The sequence below is a fragment of the Microbulbifer elongatus genome (assembly GCF_020524885.1).
In the GTDB taxonomy this organism is placed as follows: Bacteria; Pseudomonadota; Gammaproteobacteria; order Pseudomonadales; family Cellvibrionaceae; genus Microbulbifer; species Microbulbifer elongatus_A.
This window is the reverse complement of sequence record NZ_JAIVKJ010000002.1, coordinates 149,863-166,876: the sequence shown is the minus strand read 5'-3', so window position 1 is coordinate 166,876 and position 17,014 is coordinate 149,863. Positions and strand designations below refer to the sequence as shown.

At 58.0% G+C, this 17,014-nt stretch carries 15 protein-coding genes; 4 read left to right on the top strand and 11 right to left on the bottom strand.

Features of this window, described 5'->3' with window-relative positions; translation table 11 throughout:
• Positions 1 to 17 precede the first annotated feature (17 nt).
• The 6 genes from atpB to mnmG all read right to left on the bottom strand — a co-directional run bounded on the left by atpB (position 18) and on the right by mnmG (position 6,231).
• Complete coding sequence (gene atpB / locus LC059_RS08065) at positions 18 to 959, bottom strand: F0F1 ATP synthase subunit A (protein ID WP_226703336.1); 942 nt, start codon at positions 957 to 959, stop codon at positions 18 to 20.
• Between the two features lie 122 nt (positions 960 to 1,081).
• A complete protein-coding gene (locus LC059_RS08060) occupies positions 1,082 to 1,564 on the bottom strand; it encodes an ATP synthase subunit I (RefSeq protein ID WP_226703335.1) in 483 nt (160 codons plus the stop codon).
• 188 nt (positions 1,565 to 1,752) lie between these two features.
• Positions 1,753 to 2,661: a ParB/RepB/Spo0J family partition protein gene (locus LC059_RS08055; protein WP_226703334.1), complete on the bottom strand. Its 909-nt coding sequence runs from the start codon at positions 2,659 to 2,661 to the stop codon at positions 1,753 to 1,755.
• Between the two features lie 18 nt (positions 2,662 to 2,679).
• The gene (locus LC059_RS08050; protein ID WP_226703333.1) at positions 2,680 to 3,495 is read right to left on the bottom strand and encodes a ParA family protein; all 816 of its coding nucleotides are present in this window, start codon (positions 3,493 to 3,495) and stop codon (positions 2,680 to 2,682) included.
• A 197-nt stretch (positions 3,496 to 3,692) separates the two neighbouring features.
• Complete coding sequence (rsmG, locus tag LC059_RS08045) at positions 3,693 to 4,337, bottom strand: 16S rRNA (guanine(527)-N(7))-methyltransferase RsmG (RefSeq protein ID WP_226703332.1); 645 nt, start codon at positions 4,335 to 4,337, stop codon at positions 3,693 to 3,695.
• 4 nt (positions 4,338 to 4,341) lie between these two features.
• A complete protein-coding gene (gene mnmG, locus LC059_RS08040) occupies positions 4,342 to 6,231 on the bottom strand; it encodes a tRNA uridine-5-carboxymethylaminomethyl(34) synthesis enzyme MnmG (protein ID WP_226703331.1) in 1,890 nt (629 codons plus the stop codon).
• 677 nt (positions 6,232 to 6,908) lie between these two features.
• On the opposite strand from mnmG, the gene LC059_RS08035 reads away from it, so the two are divergent.
• The 3 genes from LC059_RS08035 to LC059_RS08025 all read left to right on the top strand — a co-directional run bounded on the left by LC059_RS08035 (position 6,909) and on the right by LC059_RS08025 (position 10,414).
• The gene (locus tag LC059_RS08035) at positions 6,909 to 8,375 is read left to right on the top strand and encodes a DUF4397 domain-containing protein (RefSeq protein WP_226703330.1); all 1,467 of its coding nucleotides are present in this window, start codon (positions 6,909 to 6,911) and stop codon (positions 8,373 to 8,375) included.
• 85 nt (positions 8,376 to 8,460) lie between these two features.
• On the top strand, positions 8,461 to 9,156 hold the full coding sequence (locus tag LC059_RS08030; RefSeq protein ID WP_226703329.1) for a response regulator transcription factor: 696 nt from the start codon (positions 8,461 to 8,463) through the stop codon (positions 9,154 to 9,156).
• Positions 9,146 to 10,414: a sensor histidine kinase gene (locus LC059_RS08025; RefSeq protein WP_226703328.1), complete on the top strand. Its 1,269-nt coding sequence runs from the start codon at positions 9,146 to 9,148 to the stop codon at positions 10,412 to 10,414. The genes LC059_RS08030 and LC059_RS08025 overlap by 11 nt, the downstream gene beginning before the upstream one ends.
• A 79-nt stretch (positions 10,415 to 10,493) precedes the next feature.
• On the opposite strand, the gene mnmE is transcribed toward LC059_RS08025, so the two are convergent.
• From mnmE to rpmH, 5 genes are all read right to left on the bottom strand, one after another.
• The gene (gene mnmE / locus LC059_RS08020; protein WP_226703327.1) at positions 10,494 to 11,867 is read right to left on the bottom strand and encodes a tRNA uridine-5-carboxymethylaminomethyl(34) synthesis GTPase MnmE; all 1,374 of its coding nucleotides are present in this window, start codon (positions 11,865 to 11,867) and stop codon (positions 10,494 to 10,496) included.
• Positions 11,868 to 11,996: 129 nt separating this feature from the next.
• Complete coding sequence (gene yidC, locus LC059_RS08015; protein ID WP_226703326.1) at positions 11,997 to 13,679, bottom strand: membrane protein insertase YidC; 1,683 nt, start codon at positions 13,677 to 13,679, stop codon at positions 11,997 to 11,999.
• Positions 13,680 to 13,692: 13 nt separating this feature from the next.
• The gene (yidD, locus tag LC059_RS08010; protein ID WP_226703325.1) at positions 13,693 to 13,956 is read right to left on the bottom strand and encodes a membrane protein insertion efficiency factor YidD; all 264 of its coding nucleotides are present in this window, start codon (positions 13,954 to 13,956) and stop codon (positions 13,693 to 13,695) included.
• Positions 13,953 to 14,432: a ribonuclease P protein component gene (gene rnpA, locus LC059_RS08005; protein WP_264189413.1), complete on the bottom strand. Its 480-nt coding sequence runs from the start codon at positions 14,430 to 14,432 to the stop codon at positions 13,953 to 13,955. Before rnpA ends, yidD begins: the two co-directional genes overlap by 4 nt.
• A gap of 44 nt (positions 14,433 to 14,476) precedes the next feature.
• Positions 14,477 to 14,611 (bottom strand): 50S ribosomal protein L34, encoded by a 135-nt coding sequence (rpmH, locus tag LC059_RS08000; protein WP_066959759.1) that lies wholly within the window; start codon positions 14,609 to 14,611, stop codon positions 14,477 to 14,479.
• A gap of 634 nt (positions 14,612 to 15,245) precedes the next feature.
• Here rpmH and dnaA point away from each other — a divergent pair.
• Entirely contained in the window at positions 15,246 to 16,961 is a 1,716-nt protein-coding gene (dnaA, locus tag LC059_RS07995; protein ID WP_226703324.1) for a chromosomal replication initiator protein DnaA, read from the top strand.
• Positions 16,962 to 17,014 lie beyond the last annotated feature (53 nt).

Below are 17,014 nucleotides of genomic sequence, written 5' to 3'. Positions count from 1 at the left end.
CAACAGGGGGCACGACCTTACTGGTCGTGCGCGTGCTCCTCTTCCCGGTCGTGCGCCATGGACATGTACACGGTGGTCAGCACCATGAATACAAATGCCTGCAAGGTAATAACCAGGATGTGGAAAATGGCCCAGCCCATCTGCAGCAGACCGGCACCGATAAAGCCCAGAGCGCCAACACCGAACACGATGGCGATCAGGATAAAGATCATTTCGCCCGCGTAGAGGTTACCGAACAGACGCAGACCGAGAGAAACCGGCTTGGCGATCAGGGAAACCGCTTCCAGCAGGAAGTTGAACGGAATCAGGAAAATATCGATGTACCACTTGCCGGAGTGGAAAGGGTGCAGGGTCAGCTCTTTGACGAAGCCCAGCAGGCCCTTCTCTTTGACACTGAAGCAGATCATCAGCGCAAATACCGCCAGCGCCATACCCAGGGTGGCATTCAGGTCGGTGGTGGGAACAACCTTGAAGTAGACGTGATGCGGATCCGCGCCGGTGATGGCAGAAGTACCGTGGGCGAAAGCCAGCGGCAACCAGTCAACCGGGATCAGGTCCATCAGGTTCATCAGGAACACCCACACGAAGATAGTCAGCGCCATAGGGGCGACCATACTGTTGCGGTGCGGGAAAGTATCTTTGACGGTCTTGTCGATGAACTCGGTAACCAGCTCAACGAAGCTCTGGAACCCCGTGGGGACGCCGGCGGTTGCCTTTCTCGCAGCGCGTGCGAACAGCAGACAGAAGATCAGGCCCAGGCCGATAGACCAGCCCAGGGTGTCCAGGTGCACAGCCCAAAAGCCCATGTCGGCAGCTTCCTGCGAGCTGTGGGCAATGGTCCAGGTGGATTCGGAAAGCACTGTTCCATCGGCACGGGTGTAGCCGGCAGGAAGTTTACCGTATGCAAGATTTTGCAGGTGGTGCTGGATATAACCCGTCGCGGTTTGTTCGGCAGCCATAGTTCCTCAACACGTTCTAAGATAAAAAATCTGCTTCGCGGAACCCCTGGTCTGCGCCGCGGCCGCATATGTTTCGGCTCGCTCAATCCGCGCAGACCCATCCAGAGGTTCCCCGCCCCCTGCTACTTCGCGGTATGCAGGCGGGCCACGAGAATCCATTGCAAAATCACGCACAAGCCGTAGCTGATAAACAGCACCGCGGGGTTCAGCGTTTTGACGCTGGCAAACACCGCCGCGAACCCAACCAGGGTCATTACGAACTTGCCGGTTTCGGCACGGTAGAAACTTCCCACCGCTCGCTGGCTCGCGCGCGCACCGCGTACTTTTCCGCGGTTTGGCCCCAAAAGTTCAAAAGCGCGCAGGCCGAAATACAGATTGGGCAGCACACACAGGGCGCCGCCGAGCAGGGCGGAGAGGGCGATCACTCGTCCCAGGGTGAATTCGAGCGCCAGTACAGCGAGCACAACGACAGCCAGCTGGATCAGCGAAATCTTAACTACTGGGGGATTACGCATAGGCGGGAACAGACCGGCCAAATATTCTTCTCCGCCCAAAATTTGGGCGTGCGAATTATGTCTGAACCGGCTTGCCGGTTCAACTGCCAAATCTAGTCAGTTGGTATGGCTTTCGCGTTCTTTCGCAACAGGATAGCGCGATAGTAAACACTTACTTTTTATGCGTATGCATAACGGTCAGAAGACAAAAATGCGCCAAAACACCGCACTATTTTGGCGCATTTTTTACAGAAACGTTGCAGTGGTAACGGTTTCCGGGGGGTGGGGGCGGAATGGGCTCAGTCTTCGCTATAGCCCATATGGGCTAGAATGCCGTCCAGCTCATCGAGACTGGTGTACTTGAGGACCAGTTTGCCAGCCCCTTTTTCTCCGTGGTCAATCGTGACAGGCACGCCTATTTTTTCGGCCAGGCGCTCACTCAGGCGGCGGATATTCGGGTCCACTTCGATTTTTCTCGGCTTGGGCTTGCCCGCCTGCTCCTGAATCTTGCGCACCAGGGCTTCGGTTTGGCGCACAGTCAGACCGCGATCCACCACCTGGCGAGCAGCTTCCCGCTGTCCGTCGCCAGACAGGCCAAGCAACGCCTTGGCGTGGCCGGTTTCAATGTCGCCGCGCTCGAGGAAGGTGCGCACTTCATCGGTCAGGCTCAACAAGCGCAACAGGTTGGTCACCGCGGTACGGGATTTACCGACTGCTTCGGCCACCTGCTGCTGGGTAAGCTCAAATTCGTCCTGCAGACGTTTCAGCGCGATGGCTTCTTCCACCGGATTCAGGTCTTCGCGCTGGATGTTCTCGATCAGCGCCATGGCGATGGCAGCTTCGTCGGCCACATCGCGAATCAGCGCAGGGACTTTTTCCAGCTCTGCCAGTTGCGCGGCGCGCCAGCGGCGCTCACCGGCAATGATCTCGTACTTACGCTCGCCAATCGGGCGCACCACGATCGGCTGCATGATGCCCTGAGCGCGAATGGAGTCAGCCAGCTCCTGCAGGGATTCCTGCGGGAAGTCCCGGCGCGGCTGGTAACGGCCGCGCTGCAGGTATTCGATGGGCAGCTCTTTGAGTTCGCCATCGACGCGCTCGACGATATCGCCATTGCGCTCACCGGTGGCCACAGCAATGGCTTCACTGGCGTTATTGCTGATCAGGTGGGAAAGCCCTTTCCCGAGGCCCTTGCGTTTCGCGGCCATAAGTCTTTTACCTCAGTCTTAAACCGCTTCTGCTACCGGACGGGATCCGCTGCTTTGGGTGTTCTGTTTGGCCGCGGAATCGCGGCGGGTAATCTCACCCGCGAGGGCCAGATAGGCGATGGCGCCTTTTGAGCTGCGATCGTAGTCCAGCGCCGGCTTGCCAAAACTGGGAGCCTCCGCCAGGCGCACATTGCGCGGAATACAGGTGCGATACAGGCGCTCGCCAAAGTACTCGTTCAGTTGCTCGGAAACATCGCCGGTCAGACTGTTGCGCGGGTCGTACATGGTGCGCAGGATGCCTTCGATACGCAGGTTCGGGTTTGCCGCCTGCTGCACCTGGGTGATGGTATCGATCAGGGAGGAGAGGCCCTCCAGTGCGTAGTACTCACACTGCATCGGGATCAGCACACCGCCGGCCGCACACAGGGCATTGACGGTAAGCATGTTAAGCGAGGGCGGGCAGTCGATGATGATGTAATCGTAGTCGCCTGCAATCTGCTCCAATGCCTGGCGCAGACGGGATTCGCGGCCATCCATTTCCAGCAGTTCAACTTCCGCAGCAGAGAGGTCGATATTCGCCGGCATCAGGTCATAGCCGCTGGCTGTGGGCACGATCGCCTTGCGCGGCGGCAGCAAGCTGGCGAGCACGTCGTAGCTTGAAAGTTGCAACTCGCTCTTGTCGACACCACTGCCCATGGTGGCGTTGCCCTGGGGGTCCAGGTCAATCAGCAGCACCCGACGCTTGTTGGCGACGAGGGAAGCAGAGAGGTTGACACAGGTGGTGGTCTTACCGACTCCACCTTTCTGGTTAGCTACCGCAAAAATTTTGCTCAAGGTTCTGGTCCTGTTATTCCCGGAGGCGCACTGTCCCGTGGCCTGCCGGGCTCGCCGCTAGGCCGGATTCACCGGAAGGCGCGGCAGCAAAAGTGCACTCGCGAACATTGGCCCGGTGCACTGGTGTCGTAAACAATTAAGTGTTCTGGCCGTGCCAGATGGTGCAATCGCGACGGCAAACCCGACAAACTTGCGGTTCACACCTCGCGAGCGAGGACGATCAGGTGACGCTCGGCATCACACCCCGGCACTCGCAGGGCGTGCACCTGTTCGACCTTAATGCCTTTTGGCAATGCACTCAACTCATCTTCCGGAATCTTGCCCTTCATCGCATAAAACCTGCCCTGCAGGGCGAGCAAGTGCTCACTTCCAGAGATCATATCCTGCAGCGAGGCAAATGCTCTGGAAACCACGCCCGCGTATAGGTTTTCGGGCCGGTAGGCCTCCACCCGCTGGTTGACCACGTTGATGTTGGCGAGCTTCAGCTGGCTGGCAACCTGGAACTGGAAGCGGGATTTTTTGCCATTGCTGTCCAGCAGGCTGACGGGGCGGTCGGGGTGGATAATCGCCAGTGGAATGCCGGGCAGGCCACCGCCAGACCCCACATCGATCAGCGGAGACTGATCATCCGGGCTGGTGCCACACAGGTTCACCACGCTCAGGCTGTCGATAATATGCCGCTCCAGCATTTCCGCGGGGTCACGTACGGCGGAAAGGTTGTAGGCGGCATTCCAGCGCGCAAACAGATCGAGGTACGCCAGCAGTTTGTCCTGCTGCTCCGCGGTAAGCGCCAAACCAAGTTGTTCAGCCGCCTGCAGCAGGCGGGGGCGATACTGCTCCATCGGCTCAGACCGCCTTCTTGCGGCTCAGCAAGCCACGTTTTTTAAGCTGGATCAGCAGCAGGGATACCGCCGCCGGGGTAACGCCGGGTACCCGACCGGCGCGGGCCAGAGTGTCCGGGCGCGCGTCGCTCAACTTTTGGATTACCTCGTTGGACAGACCGGAAACCGCTGAGTAGTCGAAGTCTACAGGCAGCGGGGTGTCCTCGTACGCCTGCAAACGCTCGATCTCGTCGCGCTGACGATCGATATATCCCGCGTACTTGGCCGAGATTTCCACCTGTTCCGCAACCCGTTCATCGCTGACAGCTTCACCACTGAGGCCGGCGACATCCGCGTATTCGAGCTCCGGACGTTTCAACAGGTCCTGCAGGCTGTACTCGCGGGCGAGCGGCTGAGGCAATTTCTGCTCGACGGCTGTGGCCGCGTCGGTCCCCGGCTGAATCCAGGTTTCCCTGAGGCGCTGCTGCTCGCGCTCGATGGACTCGCGCTTTTCACAGAAGGCCTGCCAGCGCTCGTCGTCCACCAGGCCCAGTTCGCGGCCTTTTTCCGTCAGGCGCAGGTCTGCATTGTCTTCACGCAGCAGCAGGCGGTATTCCGCGCGGCTGGTGAACATGCGGTAGGGCTCCTTGGTGCCGCTGGTGATCAGGTCGTCGACCAGCACACCCAGATAGGCCTCGTCGCGGCGCGGCGACCAGGCTTCCTTGTCCTGCGCCTGCAGGGCGGCGTTGGCACCCGCTAACAGCCCCTGGGCCGCGGCTTCCTCGTAGCCAGTGGTGCCGTTGATCTGGCCGGCGAAATACAGCCCGCCGATAAATTTGGTTTCGAGCGACGGCAGCAGGTCCCGCGGATCGAAGAAGTCGTATTCGATGGCGTAGCCGGGACGGGTGATGTGGGCGTTCTCAAAGCCCTTGATCGAGCGCACCAGGTTCATCTGCACGTCGAACGGCAAGCTGGTGGAGATACCGTTAGGGTAGAGCTCGTTGGTCGTCAGCCCCTCCGGCTCGATAAAGATCTGGTGGCTATTCTTGTCCGCAAAACGATGGACCTTGTCCTCGATGGACGGACAGTAGCGGGGGCCAATGCCCTCAATCACCCCGGAGTACATGGGCGAGCGGTCCAGTCCACCGCGGATGATGTCGTGGGTGTTCTGGTTGGTGTGGGTAATCCAGCAGCATACCTGGCGCGGGTGCTGTTCGCGGTTACCCAGGTAGGACATCACAGGCAGTGGCTCATCTCCCCACTGCTCCTCCAGCCCGGAAAAATCCACGGAGCGCGCATCGATACGTGGCGGGGTGCCGGTCTTGAGGCGCTCCACCCGGAAAGGCAGGGCGCGCAGGCGCTGCGCGAGGGCGATGGAGGGTGGATCCCCAGCACGGCCACCGGAATGGTTATCGAGGCCGATATGAATGCGACCGCCGAGGAAAGTACCAGCGGTGATTACCACGGTCTTGCCCAGGAAACGCAGCCCGGCATTGGTCACCACGCCGGTTACGCGGTCATTTTCGACGATCAGGTCATCGGCAGCCTGCTGGAAGATATCCAGATTCGGCTGGTTCTCCAGGATATGGCGAATGGCGGCCTTGTACAGGGCACGGTCGGCCTGGGCGCGGGTAGCGCGAACCGCCGGCCCCTTACGCGCGTTCAGCACACGGAACTGGATACCCCCCAGGTCGGTGGCTGTGGCCATAGCTCCACCCAGCGCATCGACTTCTTTGACCAGGTGGCTCTTGCCAATACCACCAATGGCGGGATTACAGGACATCTGGCCCAGAGTCTCGATGTTGTGGGTCAACAGCAGGGTGCGACTTCCCATACGCGCTGCCGCCAGGCACGCCTCGGTGCCAGCGTGTCCGCCGCCAATCACGATCACATCATACTGTGTGGGGTAGTCCATACGGTCGAGCTCTAGATACCTGTGGTGCCCGGCCGGCAGAAGGTGACTGTACCAGGTGGGCAAAAATTCGGCCGCACATTATAGGCACCTTCAGCTGTGCAAAAAAGCGGCACGTTGAAAATTCTTTTCTGCTTTCTTTTCTTATACATAAATAAAGTTATACATACCTTACGTATAAGTACGTGTTTATATTTAATGTTGTTATATAGGGCAGCCATTTTTATGTATAGATACTAAAAAACTAACAAAAACAGATACTTACGTTGATGATAAGTACCCCCCGAACCCCTGCCTTTAGAGGGGTAAAACCGCGGTACAGCAATGTGGACAGACGGGATAACTTTTCCTGTTTTGCCCCTGGTCCCGGTTTGTACCCGGTTGCGTACCGGTTTTCGCACCCCTTTTCCCAAAGGTTTGTCCACACAACGTGAATTTGCGGCGTATCGATAGCTTTACTGTGGGTAACTCTGTGAGTTCTCGGGATAATTTACTGTGTGGGAATCTTGGATAAGCGGTCCATCTGGATAACCTTGTGGATGGCTGTGAGCAACTCCTGTGGCTGGGGTGGGGAGTCCCTGTAGTTGATTGCCAGCCTTCACACAATTTTCACGCTCTTTTGACGCGCTCCTGATGCGGTACTGGCCAGTATCGTGACACCAACACAACAGGAGAGCCTCATGAGAACCTCGAATTTAGGGAATTTTTCGAAGCTGGCATTGGCGCTACCGCTCGCGGTACTGATCGCCGGTTGCTCGGATGATGGTGATGACAACGTAGTGCAGTTCCCGGGGCCAGTGGAAGAGCCCCCCGCTAGCGGGTTTATCCAGGTGGTTCATGCGTCACCGGATGCGCCGGCGGTGAATGTGCTGGTTAATGGCAGTGTGGCCATTGAAGGACTGGATTATGCCGAAACCAGCGGATTTACTGAGCTGGATGCTGGTAGCTATGACATTTCCGTGGAGGGAATCCTCCCGGGCGAAACCGCGAGTGTCATAGAGGTGGCCGGCTTCAGCCTTGAGGAGAACGCGCGTCCTACCGTATTCGCCGTCGGCAATGTTGCTGATATAGCGCCGCTAGTTGTTAACGAGTCTGCGACTGACCCGTCGGAGGGGGAGGTTGCGCTCACCGTGACCCATGCGGCCCCGGATGCCCCGGGGGTAGATGTTTACCTCAGTGCGCCGGAAGATGATTTTGCCAGCCTTTCAGCGGCTTTTACCTTTGAATTTGGGGAGTCGATCGATGCGGGGGCGGTTACTGCCGAGCCTGTGCGCATTCGTGTAGGGGTTGAAGAAGACGTGGTGTACGACTCAGGTACCGTGGACCTCACTGCGTTTGCAGGTCAGAAGTTACTGGTGACCGCAATCGCCACAGAGAACAGCACCGAGGCGGCAGCTTCGCCAGTCAAGCTATTGGTCACTACCGAGGGCGGTGACGCGGTCGAGCTGCTCGACGCTGATACCAATGCCGGAGTGCGGGTAGTGCACCTGTCTCCTGATGCGAATGCTGCGGCTGGCGGTCCCGTGGAGGTATTTGCCACCAGTGAGGCCCTGGGCATGGATCCAGTTGAGCTCATTCCCAGCTTCGATTATCTGGAGCAGTTCCCCGGCGAGAGCGCCTATTACGGTGTACCCGCGGCAAGCTACGTGTTTGATGTGGCCCCCGATACCGACATGATCGGCGACAGTGTGTTCATGTCAGATGAACTCGCGGTGGAAGCCGGCATGGAGTACACGGTGATAGCAGCGGGTCGTGTACTGAGTAGCCCGGCGTTCAGCTTGCTCGCGACTGGTGACGCCAACCGCTCAGTGGCGACCGAAGCTTCCGTCAAAGTAATCCACGGTGCGCCGGCAGCCGGTGCCGTTGATGTCTATGTGACCCCCGCGGGCGAATTCACCGCGGCGGATGTTGAAGGTGGCCTGGCCGGCATGCCGCTGCTGGACGACTTCGCCTTTGGTGATATCACCGACTACGTGACGGTCGCGCCCGGTGCCTACGATATACGGGTGGTGGCTGGTGGTATGGTAGCGATCAATGTGGAGAGCTTTGAACTCGGTGGTGGTGTGGTCGCCAGCGTGCTGGCCTACGGTCCGAGTGAGCAGGGGGGCACTGTTGATGACTTTGGCGTCGTGGTGCTTACAAACTGATTTACGTATTATTTCGTAGAGAGGTATGCGGGCCCACGATGGGCCCGCATTTTTTGTTTTTGGCAATCTGGCGGGGGCAGTGGTCATGCAAGGGAATGGCACGGTTTTGCTCATTGAAGACCATCGGGATATCGCGGAGATGATTGCCTCCTATTTAGAGGGGCGTGGTTTTGCGGTGGATTATGCTGCTGACGGTGTGACCGGATTGCATCTGGCCACCACCAAGCCGGTAGACCTGATTGTGCTGGACCTTTCCCTGCCCGGTATCGACGGGCTGGATATTTGCCGGGCTATCCGGGAACAGGCCAAGCTCGACACGCCGATCATCATGCTGACCGCACGCGACACCCTTGATGAGAAAGTCGCAGGGCTCAATGCCGGCGCTGACGATTACCTGGTCAAGCCGTTCGCCATCCGTGAACTGGCGGCGCGCGTGAATGCGCAGCTGCGGCGCAACCGTTCCGAATTGACGCGGGAAAAACTGGTAGTGGGCAAACTTGTTCTGGACAAAAGCACTCTACAGGTGCAACGGGAGGGGCAGGATATCCGGCTACCTCCCACCGGTCTGCGTTTACTCGAAGTGCTGATGCGCAGCTCACCGGCCGTGATGAGTCGCGCGGAACTGGAGCGCAAGGTGTGGGGAGATGTGTTGCCAGACAGTGACACCCTGCGCAGCCATATGTACAGCCTGCGCAAAAAAATCGATAAACCTTTTGCCCAGCATATGATCCTGAACCACCCCGGCAGTGGTTATCAGCTGGTGGTGCCCGATGAGAAATAATCGCCTGCAGGACAAAATCCTACGGACCTTTGTGCTGCAGGGGCTGTTAATTGGGGTTGCCGTCATACTCGGGATCCTGTTGACGAACTGGCTGTTGTCGAACCTGCTGGTGCAAGAGGCCATGGAGAGGGAGACCGCACACTATTGGACGCTGGTCGATAAAAACCCTTCGGTGCAGTTGTCCAATTCCCTGAACCTCCGTGGCTACCTTTTTCCCCGCGATGAGGGCCTATTTCCCTGGCAGATGCCTGAGAGTATTGCGGACGGTTATCACGAGGTGAGAGCGGATGTATTCAACTCGCTGTATGTGAGTTCCCGCGGTGGCCAGCGCATGTTCCTGTTTTTCAATCGCTCCGGTGTTCAGAGCCTGATCTCGCTTTATGGACTTGTTCCGCTGGCGGTTGTGCTGTCGCTGCTGTACCTGGTGCTTTGGTTTAGCTACCTGCGTGCGCGTCGTGCGGTTTCCCCGACCATTGAGCTTGCGCGGATCATGAAGACGTTGCCGGAGGAAAAAGGCGAGGCGGACCTTGGGGACCTGTTGCCTGCGAGCCTCGACACCGAGGTTGCGATGCTGGTGGATGCTATTGAGCACTATCGCAGCCGGATCACGCGCTTCGTGGATCGGGAGAGAGCCTTCACACGCGACGCGAGCCATGAATTGCGCACCCCGATCACGGTCATTGCCATGTCGGCAGAACTGCTCGCGGCAAGGGGCGAGCTCGCGTCCGAGGATGCCAAACTGGTGGGCAGAATCCAGCGCGCTTGCCACGACACGCAGGAGTTGATTGACGCCTTCCTGGTGCTTTCCCGCGAGCAGGACGATGGTCTGCGAACGGAAAGCGTGGATGTCTGCGAGTTGGTGGCTGGGGAACTGGATGGGGTCGCCGAGTTGGCCGAGCAAAAGGGCATTGCGATAGAGCTGGAGCGTGACACGAGCCTGTCGCTGAATGCGAACAAACGCGTGTTATCAATCCTGGTGAGTAACCTGATTCGCAACGCGGTGAATTATACCGATAGCGGCAAGGTGGTTGTCAGGGTCGGGGACGGTCAGGTGCAGGTGATCGACAGTGGATACGGGATCAGCGAGGAAAAACTGGCCAGCATATACAAGCCTCATGTACGTGGTACTGAGCAGTCGCGCTCCGGTTACGGGGTGGGTTTGGCGATTGTTAAGCGCCTTTGTGAGCAGAATGGCTGGCGGGTATCGCTGGTGAGCGAAGAGGGTGCGGGCACTACGGCGACGCTCACGTTTGCTTGAGCCGTCGGTAGAGTCTGCGCCTTACGTTCAGGGAACTGGCTGCGGCAACAGCCAGTGTCGTCTCCATTTAAACTCTCGATTATTTTCCGATGCAGAAACTGCCAAAAATTTTGCCGAGTAGTTCGTCTGCCGTCATCGCACCGGTGATTTCTCCCAGAGCCTGCTGGGCCTGGCGCAGGTCTTCCGCCAGCAGCTCGCCGGCGCCGCTCGCGTGCAACTGGGCCTGTCCGGTGACGATAAAGGCCCGCGCCCTGGCCAGCGCATCCAGGTGGCGCCGACGGGCGCTGAAGGTTCCTTCGTTGCCAGCCTGATACCCCATACACTGCTTTAGGTGCTGTTGCAGTGCTTCAATGCCGGCGCCAGTCATGGCGCTAATGGCTACGATCGGCACACCATCGCTGTGCGCCTGGAGCCCCGGTGTGTAGTCGGTGAGGTCGATCTTGTTGACCACCAGGGTGAGTTTTTCTGGATCCGGCAGCTGGCGGGTAAAGTCTGGCCAGGCCTGATCCGGGTCAAGACTGTGCAGTTCTGCGGCATCGACCACCAGCAGTACCCGGTCTGCGCTGCGGATCTCATTCCAGGCGCGCTGCATTCCGATCTGCTCTACCTGGTCCGGTGACTCGCGCAGCCCTGCGGTGTCGGCGATGTGCAAGGGCATACCCTCGATGTGAATATGCTCCCGCAATACATCGCGGGTGGTACCGGCAATGTCGGTCACGATTGCAGTTTCTTTCCCCGCCAGTGCATTGAGCAGGCTGGACTTGCCGGCGTTCGGTTTGCCCGCAATTGCCACCTGCATTCCCTCGCGCATGATGGTGCCCTGGCGCGCCTGAGCCTCCACACGGTCAAGTTGTGCAAGTAGTGCCTCAATATCCGCCGCAACCTTGCCATCGGCCAGAAAATCGATTTCCTCTTCTGGAAAATCGATCGATGCTTCGACATAGATGCGCAAATGAGTCAGTTTAGTAGCTAACTCTTCGATTTTTTCGGAGAAGACGCCCTGCAATGACCGCAGTGCGTTCTGAGCCGCCTGCGTACTTCCGGCGTCAATCAGGTCTGCGATGGCCTCCGCCTGTGCGAGATCCAGCTTGTCATTGAGAAAGGCGCGCTCGGAGAACTCGCCGGGACGCGCCTGTCGCGCACCCAGTTCCAGTAGTGCGGACATCAACGTATCCAGAATCACTGGCCCGCCATGCCCCTGTAGTTCCACCACGTCTTCACCGGTAAAGGAATTGGGTCCGGGGAAGAACAATGCCAGTCCCTGGTCCAGCAACTGTGCATTGTGGGTGAAATCGCAGTAGTGGGCGAAGCGGGGCTTAAAAGGTTTTCCGGCCATGGATTCACCAATCTCCCGCGCTTTTGGTCCGGACAGGCGGATTACCCCAATCCCCCCACGTCCTGGAGGAGTGGCAACGGCGGCGATGGTGTCTTTGCTGAGGCTTTGTTGGGACATGTCTTGAGTTTATCCAAAAGTCAGATAAAGGAAGGGCCGCATGCTGCGGCCCTTTGTCTTCCAGATACTATCCAGATACTCGGTGGTGTGCTTTGAGACTGACCTGCCACCCAGGTATCCAGCGTTGCTCTATTTGGTAGCGCTCGCCGCCTCCACCTGCTTGTTGATAAACCAGGTCTGGGCGATGGAGATCAGGTTGTTCGCGATCCAGTACAGAACCAGGCCTGCGGGGAACCACAGGAAGAAGAAGGTCATCATGACGGGCATTAACTGCATGATCTTCGCCTGAGTCGGATCTGTGGGTTGCGGTTGCAGCTTTTGCATCAGCCACATGGAAGCACCCATGATCACCGGCAGGATAAAGTAGGGGTCTTTTACCGACAGGTCGTGAATCCACAGGATCCAGGGCGCGTGGCGCAATTCCACGGTCTCCATCAGCATCCAGTAGAGGCCGATAAACACCGGCATCTGCAGCAATATTGGCAGACAGCCGCCCACCGGGTTGATCTTCTCCCGGCGATAAAGCTTCATCGTCTCTTCCGCCAGCTTCTGGCGATTGTCCTTGTACTGCTCCTGCAGCTTTTTCATCTGCGGCGCGAATTTGCGCATGCGAGCCATCGAGCGCAGGCCTGCGGCGGACAGCGGGTAGAGCAGAGCCTTGATGAACACGGTCAGCAGGATGATGGACCAGCCCCAGTTGTCGACGATATGTTCGTGAATCCAGTTGAGAACGCGGAACATGGGCTTGGCCAGCCACCACAGCCAGCCGTAATCCACAGTGAGGTCCAGGTAGGGAGAGATTTTCTCCAGGCTGAATACATCTTTCGGACCCGCATAGAAGGCCGCTTCAACGGAACCTTGCTGGCCCGGCTCGATGCGTAGCTGCGGGCTGGTAAAGCCCATGCTGTACAGGCCGTTACCAATGGGCTGCAGGGTAAAGGTATTGCGCTCTTCCTGGTTGGGTACCCAGGCACTCAGGAAATAGTGCTGTACCATCGCAACCCAGCCGCCCTCAATGGTCTCGGTGGTGGGCTTTTTGGCGATGTCTTCGAAATCCTGCTTGAAGTAGTTTTCTTCACTGGTATGCAAGGCCGCGCCGAGGAAAGGCGCCATGCCGATGCCTACATCCACCGGTGGCTCCAGGCTGTCGCGCACGATATCGCCGCAAATACCCGCCAGTAGAGGCTTGCTGCGACCATTGTCTACGAGATACGAAACCTTAATGAGGTAGTTGCCGCGAGTGAAGGTAAAGCGCTTGGTGAAGCCGATTCCGTTCTGCGATTGCTTCAGGTCCACGGTCAGTGTGTCACTCCCTTCCTTCAGGGCGTACTCACTGGCATCGCTGGTGAACGCTGGGCGACCGGCGGAGCAGTTGCCCTGGCCGCCGACCAGTCCGCTCTTGGCCACGTAGGTGTGGCTGCGCGTTTGGTTCAGCAGGATCAGCGGGCGGTCCGGTGTGTCAATTTTTTCGTAGAACTTGCGCAGTGCAACCTTGACGATGTCACCGCCGTTCGGGTCAATCAGCAGACTGAGGGTATCGGTCTTTACACTGATCAATTGAGGTTGGCTGGTCGCGCCCACTTCGGGGATAGCGCCTTCCGGGAGTTCGTTGCCGCTAGTGCCGCCCTGAGCCGGTGTACTGGCCTGGGCCTGACTGCTTGGCAGTGTCTCAGAGTCTGTGGACTGCTGGTGTACCACAGTTTTCTGATCGAGGGCCGGGGCGTGCTCCTCCTTGAAAGCGTTCCACTGATAAATCAGTGCCAGGAGGACGGCGGCGATGCCGCCGACCAGCGTGTAGCGTTGCCAATCCATTATTTCGATAGCCTTATTGCGGTGGCGGAGTCTCGTCGACCGCCTGAGTTTTCGATTTTTCGGGTGCGGGGGGAACGTGATCCAGACCGCCGGGATGCCAAGGGTGGCATTTTATAAGGCGGCGCAGGGTTAAATAACCCCCTTTGCAGAATCCATGGTTTTTTAATGCATCTTCAGCATAACGGGAGCAGGTGGGGTAGAAGCGGCACTGGTTGCCGACCCACGGACTAGCGATTAGCCGGTATAGGTGGATCAGCTTGATCGCTAGCCAGGTCACGACTGCTCCCGGGGTGCGGAGGGTTTGTTTCCGCTTCTGCCTGCGTTCTTTTTCTTTCCCCTTTGCTGTCCGCGTTGCTTGCCTGCCTGTGGATTTTCCGGTTGTGGGTTGCGCGCGCGCTGATCCAGTTTTCGCCAAAGCTTGCTAAATATTTTCGTCAGTGCGGCGTTGTCGAGTTCACCGGCGCCGCCCCGTGCGAGGACGATGGCATCCAGGGGGAAGAGTTCGTGTTGTCGCAGGCGAAAGGTTTCCCGGGCAATGCGCTTGATGCGATTGCGGTCGGTGGCGTTGCGGACATGTTTTTTGGCAATGACGAGACCGAGTCTGGGGTGTTCCAGCTCGTTCGGGCGGGCGAGGATCAGGAATTGGGGTTGCGCGGCGCGAACCGGCGCAGAATCAAAAACGGCGCGATATTGCGCCGCATTGAGCAGCCGCAGCGGCTTTGCGAATGCGAAGTCGCTGCGTAGGCACTGCATAATGATTCAGTGGCAATTATAAGGTTGCTCGCAAAGCGGCAATCTTAGGCGCACAGAACCTTACGGCCTTTGGCGCGACGACGAGCAAGAATCTTGCGGCCGTTCTTGGTGGCCATACGGGCACGGAAGCCGTGGTTGCGCTTGCGCTTCAAGTTGCTGGGCTGAAATGTACGTTTCATGGTGTTACTACCTGGAGTTATGTCCGGGAGTGGTGTCCTGGAGTTTGCCTAATTCGGTACCGCTTGCGGCAATAGCCCGTTGCGGCTTGCCCATTTGGGCAGACTTCGGAGCGGGCTATGCGCTGCGAAGGCGGCGGATTGTATAGAAAGAAGCCAGCCAAAGCAACGGGATAGGTGATTTCCCGCGTAGGAAAATCGCAATTTTAGTCAGTGGTTCCCGTGGTGGTAGCCTGCCGCTCAGCGGGTCAACGCTTCCTTTTATATATAGGTTGTCCCCGCTGGTGGTGCATCGGGAACCGGGGTTGATTTTCGCGTCATTCCCTCAAGCCCTTGTATTGGTTGGGGTATTTGCGGAAGTGCACCGGTTGACCCCAAGGTATCCACAGGTTGCTGTGGATAACCTCAGCGTGCGGTGTTGGCATTCTCGTTTAATTTCTGCACAAGTGTTTGATATTACAGGGCTTTCCATAGAAAAAGTTGTCCCCAATCAGGGGTTATTTGTGGATAACCCGCAGAGCAACCGATATACTAGCCGCCTTCTTTTGAGGTGTAGCCCGGTACCTTTTGGGGCCGCAAATTGCTGGCAGGTTTATCCGGGCGCAGTCGCACCTCGATCCGTCTTTTAGGGGGTTCCTTGTCTGATTCCGTTTGGAAGCAGTGCGCCGCTTGTTTGCAGGATGAGCTGCCGCCGCAGCAGTTCAGCACCTGGATTAGGCCGCTGCGCGTCAGCGATGACAGTTCAGAGGGTGAGCTGCGTCTTGTGGCGCCCAACCGTTTTATTCTCAATTGGGTGAGCGATAAGTTTCTTGATCGCATTCGCGAACTGGTGCAACAGTTTGCCGGCCGTTCTCTCCTTGTTGAGGTGGTAGCGCTCGATCGTCGCACCTCTCGTTTCCGTCGCAATCTTGGCGGTACTGAACAAGTTTCAGAGCCTTCTTCCCAGTCTGGCAGTTATCAGCGTCAAGTATCTCAACCTGCACATGGAGCCTCTCATCCGACGGCTGGCGCGCATGCCAACGTCGCCGTTAATAGCTCCGGTCATTCCCGCGGGCCAGCGGCCACACCGGCTTCCGGGGTGCGCAGTAATGAGGCAAGTGCGGCTTCTAGGTACGGTGGTTTTCGTGATTCGGGCGCGCAGTCGCGCGCCTTCGGTGGTACGGCTCGCGCGACAGTAGATGCACAGAATGTTGCTGCGGAGGAGGCTGGCGTAGATGCGCTGACACCGGCAGAGCGGCTCCCGGCGGATTTGTTTTCCGGCAGGGAGGTTGCGCCACCGGTGCAGAGCACTGGCGGGCAGCGCAAGGTGGAAGTTGAGGGTGCGATCAAGCACGGCAGCTCGCTGAATCGCGGTTTCACGTTTGCTTCCTTTGTTGAGGGCAAGTCCAACCAGCTGGGGCTTGCCGCGGCTCAGCAGATCGCCGACAACCCGGGCGGTGCTTACAACCCGTTGTTTATATACGGCGGTGTGGGCTTGGGTAAGACCCACCTTATGCACGCGGTAGGTAATGCCTTGGTCGATCGCAATCCGAATGCGAAGGTAGTGTACCTGCACTCTGAGCGCTTCGTGGCGGACATGGTGAAGGCGCTGCAGCTGAACGCCATCAGTGATTTCAAGCGTTACTACCGCTCCGTGGATGCGCTGCTGATTGATGATATTCAATTCTTTGCCGGCAAAGAGCGCTCGCAGGAGGAGTTCTTTCACACCTTCAATGCGCTGCTCGAAGGTGGTCAGCAAATCATTCTCACTTGTGACCGCTACCCCAAGGAGATCGACGGCCTTGAGGAGCGTCTGAAGTCCCGTTTTGGCTGGGGTCTCACCGTTGCAGTGGAGCCACCAGAGCTCGAAACCCGTGTGGCCATTTTGATGAAAAAGGCCGAACAGGTCGGCGTCGAGTTACCCCACGATTCCGCGTTTTTTATTGCCCAGCGTATTCGCTCCAATGTGCGTGAGCTGGAAGGTGCTTTGCGCAGGGTGATTGCGAATGCGCAGTTCACCGGTCGCGCGATTGACGATATTCTGGTGCGTGAAGCGCTGAAGGATTTGCTTGCGCTGCAAGATCGCCTGGTCAGCGTCGATAATATCCAGCGAGTGGTGGCCGAGTACTACAAGATAAAGGTGGCGGATCTTTTGTCCAAGCGCCGCAGCCGCTCGGTGGCGCGTCCCCGGCAGGTTGCCATGTCACTAGCGAAAGAGCTGACCAACCACAGTCTTCCAGAGATCGGCGATGCCTTTGGCGGTCGTGATCACACGACGGTGTTGCACGCCTGCCGCAAGATCCGCGAGCTGCAGGAGTCCGACGGTGATATTCGTGAAGATGTGCGTTTGCTTACCCGTTCGTTGACCACCTGATGTCGATAACAGACTGATAGATAAAGACTTTTTGCGCGAGCGGAGCTTTTGCC

What these genes read in the sequence shown, in the direction of transcription:
- yidC (WP_226703326.1), bottom strand. Translation starts at nt 13,679, where the DNA reads ATGGATTGGCAACGCTACACGCTGGTCGGCGGCATCGCCGCCGTCCTC.
- mnmE (WP_226703327.1), bottom strand. Translation starts at nt 11,867, where the DNA reads ATGTCCCAACAAAGCCTCAGCAAAGACACCATCGCCGCCGTTGCCACT.
- atpB (WP_226703336.1), bottom strand. Translation starts at nt 959, where the DNA reads ATGGCTGCCGAACAAACCGCGACGGGTTATATCCAGCACCACCTGCAA.
- mnmG (WP_226703331.1), bottom strand. Translation starts at nt 6,231, where the DNA reads ATGGACTACCCCACACAGTATGATGTGATCGTGATTGGCGGCGGACAC.
- rpmH (WP_066959759.1), bottom strand. Translation starts at nt 14,611, where the DNA reads ATGAAACGTACATTTCAGCCCAGCAACTTGAAGCGCAAGCGCAACCAC.
- LC059_RS08030 (WP_226703329.1), top strand. Translation starts at nt 8,461, where the DNA reads ATGCAAGGGAATGGCACGGTTTTGCTCATTGAAGACCATCGGGATATC.
- rnpA (WP_264189413.1), bottom strand. Translation starts at nt 14,432, where the DNA reads ATGCAGTGCCTACGCAGCGACTTCGCATTCGCAAAGCCGCTGCGGCTG.
- LC059_RS08055 (WP_226703334.1), bottom strand. Translation starts at nt 2,661, where the DNA reads ATGGCCGCGAAACGCAAGGGCCTCGGGAAAGGGCTTTCCCACCTGATC.
- LC059_RS08035 (WP_226703330.1), top strand. Translation starts at nt 6,909, where the DNA reads ATGAGAACCTCGAATTTAGGGAATTTTTCGAAGCTGGCATTGGCGCTA.
- rsmG (WP_226703332.1), bottom strand. Translation starts at nt 4,337, where the DNA reads ATGGAGCAGTATCGCCCCCGCCTGCTGCAGGCGGCTGAACAACTTGGT.
- LC059_RS08025 (WP_226703328.1), top strand. Translation starts at nt 9,146, where the DNA reads ATGAGAAATAATCGCCTGCAGGACAAAATCCTACGGACCTTTGTGCTG.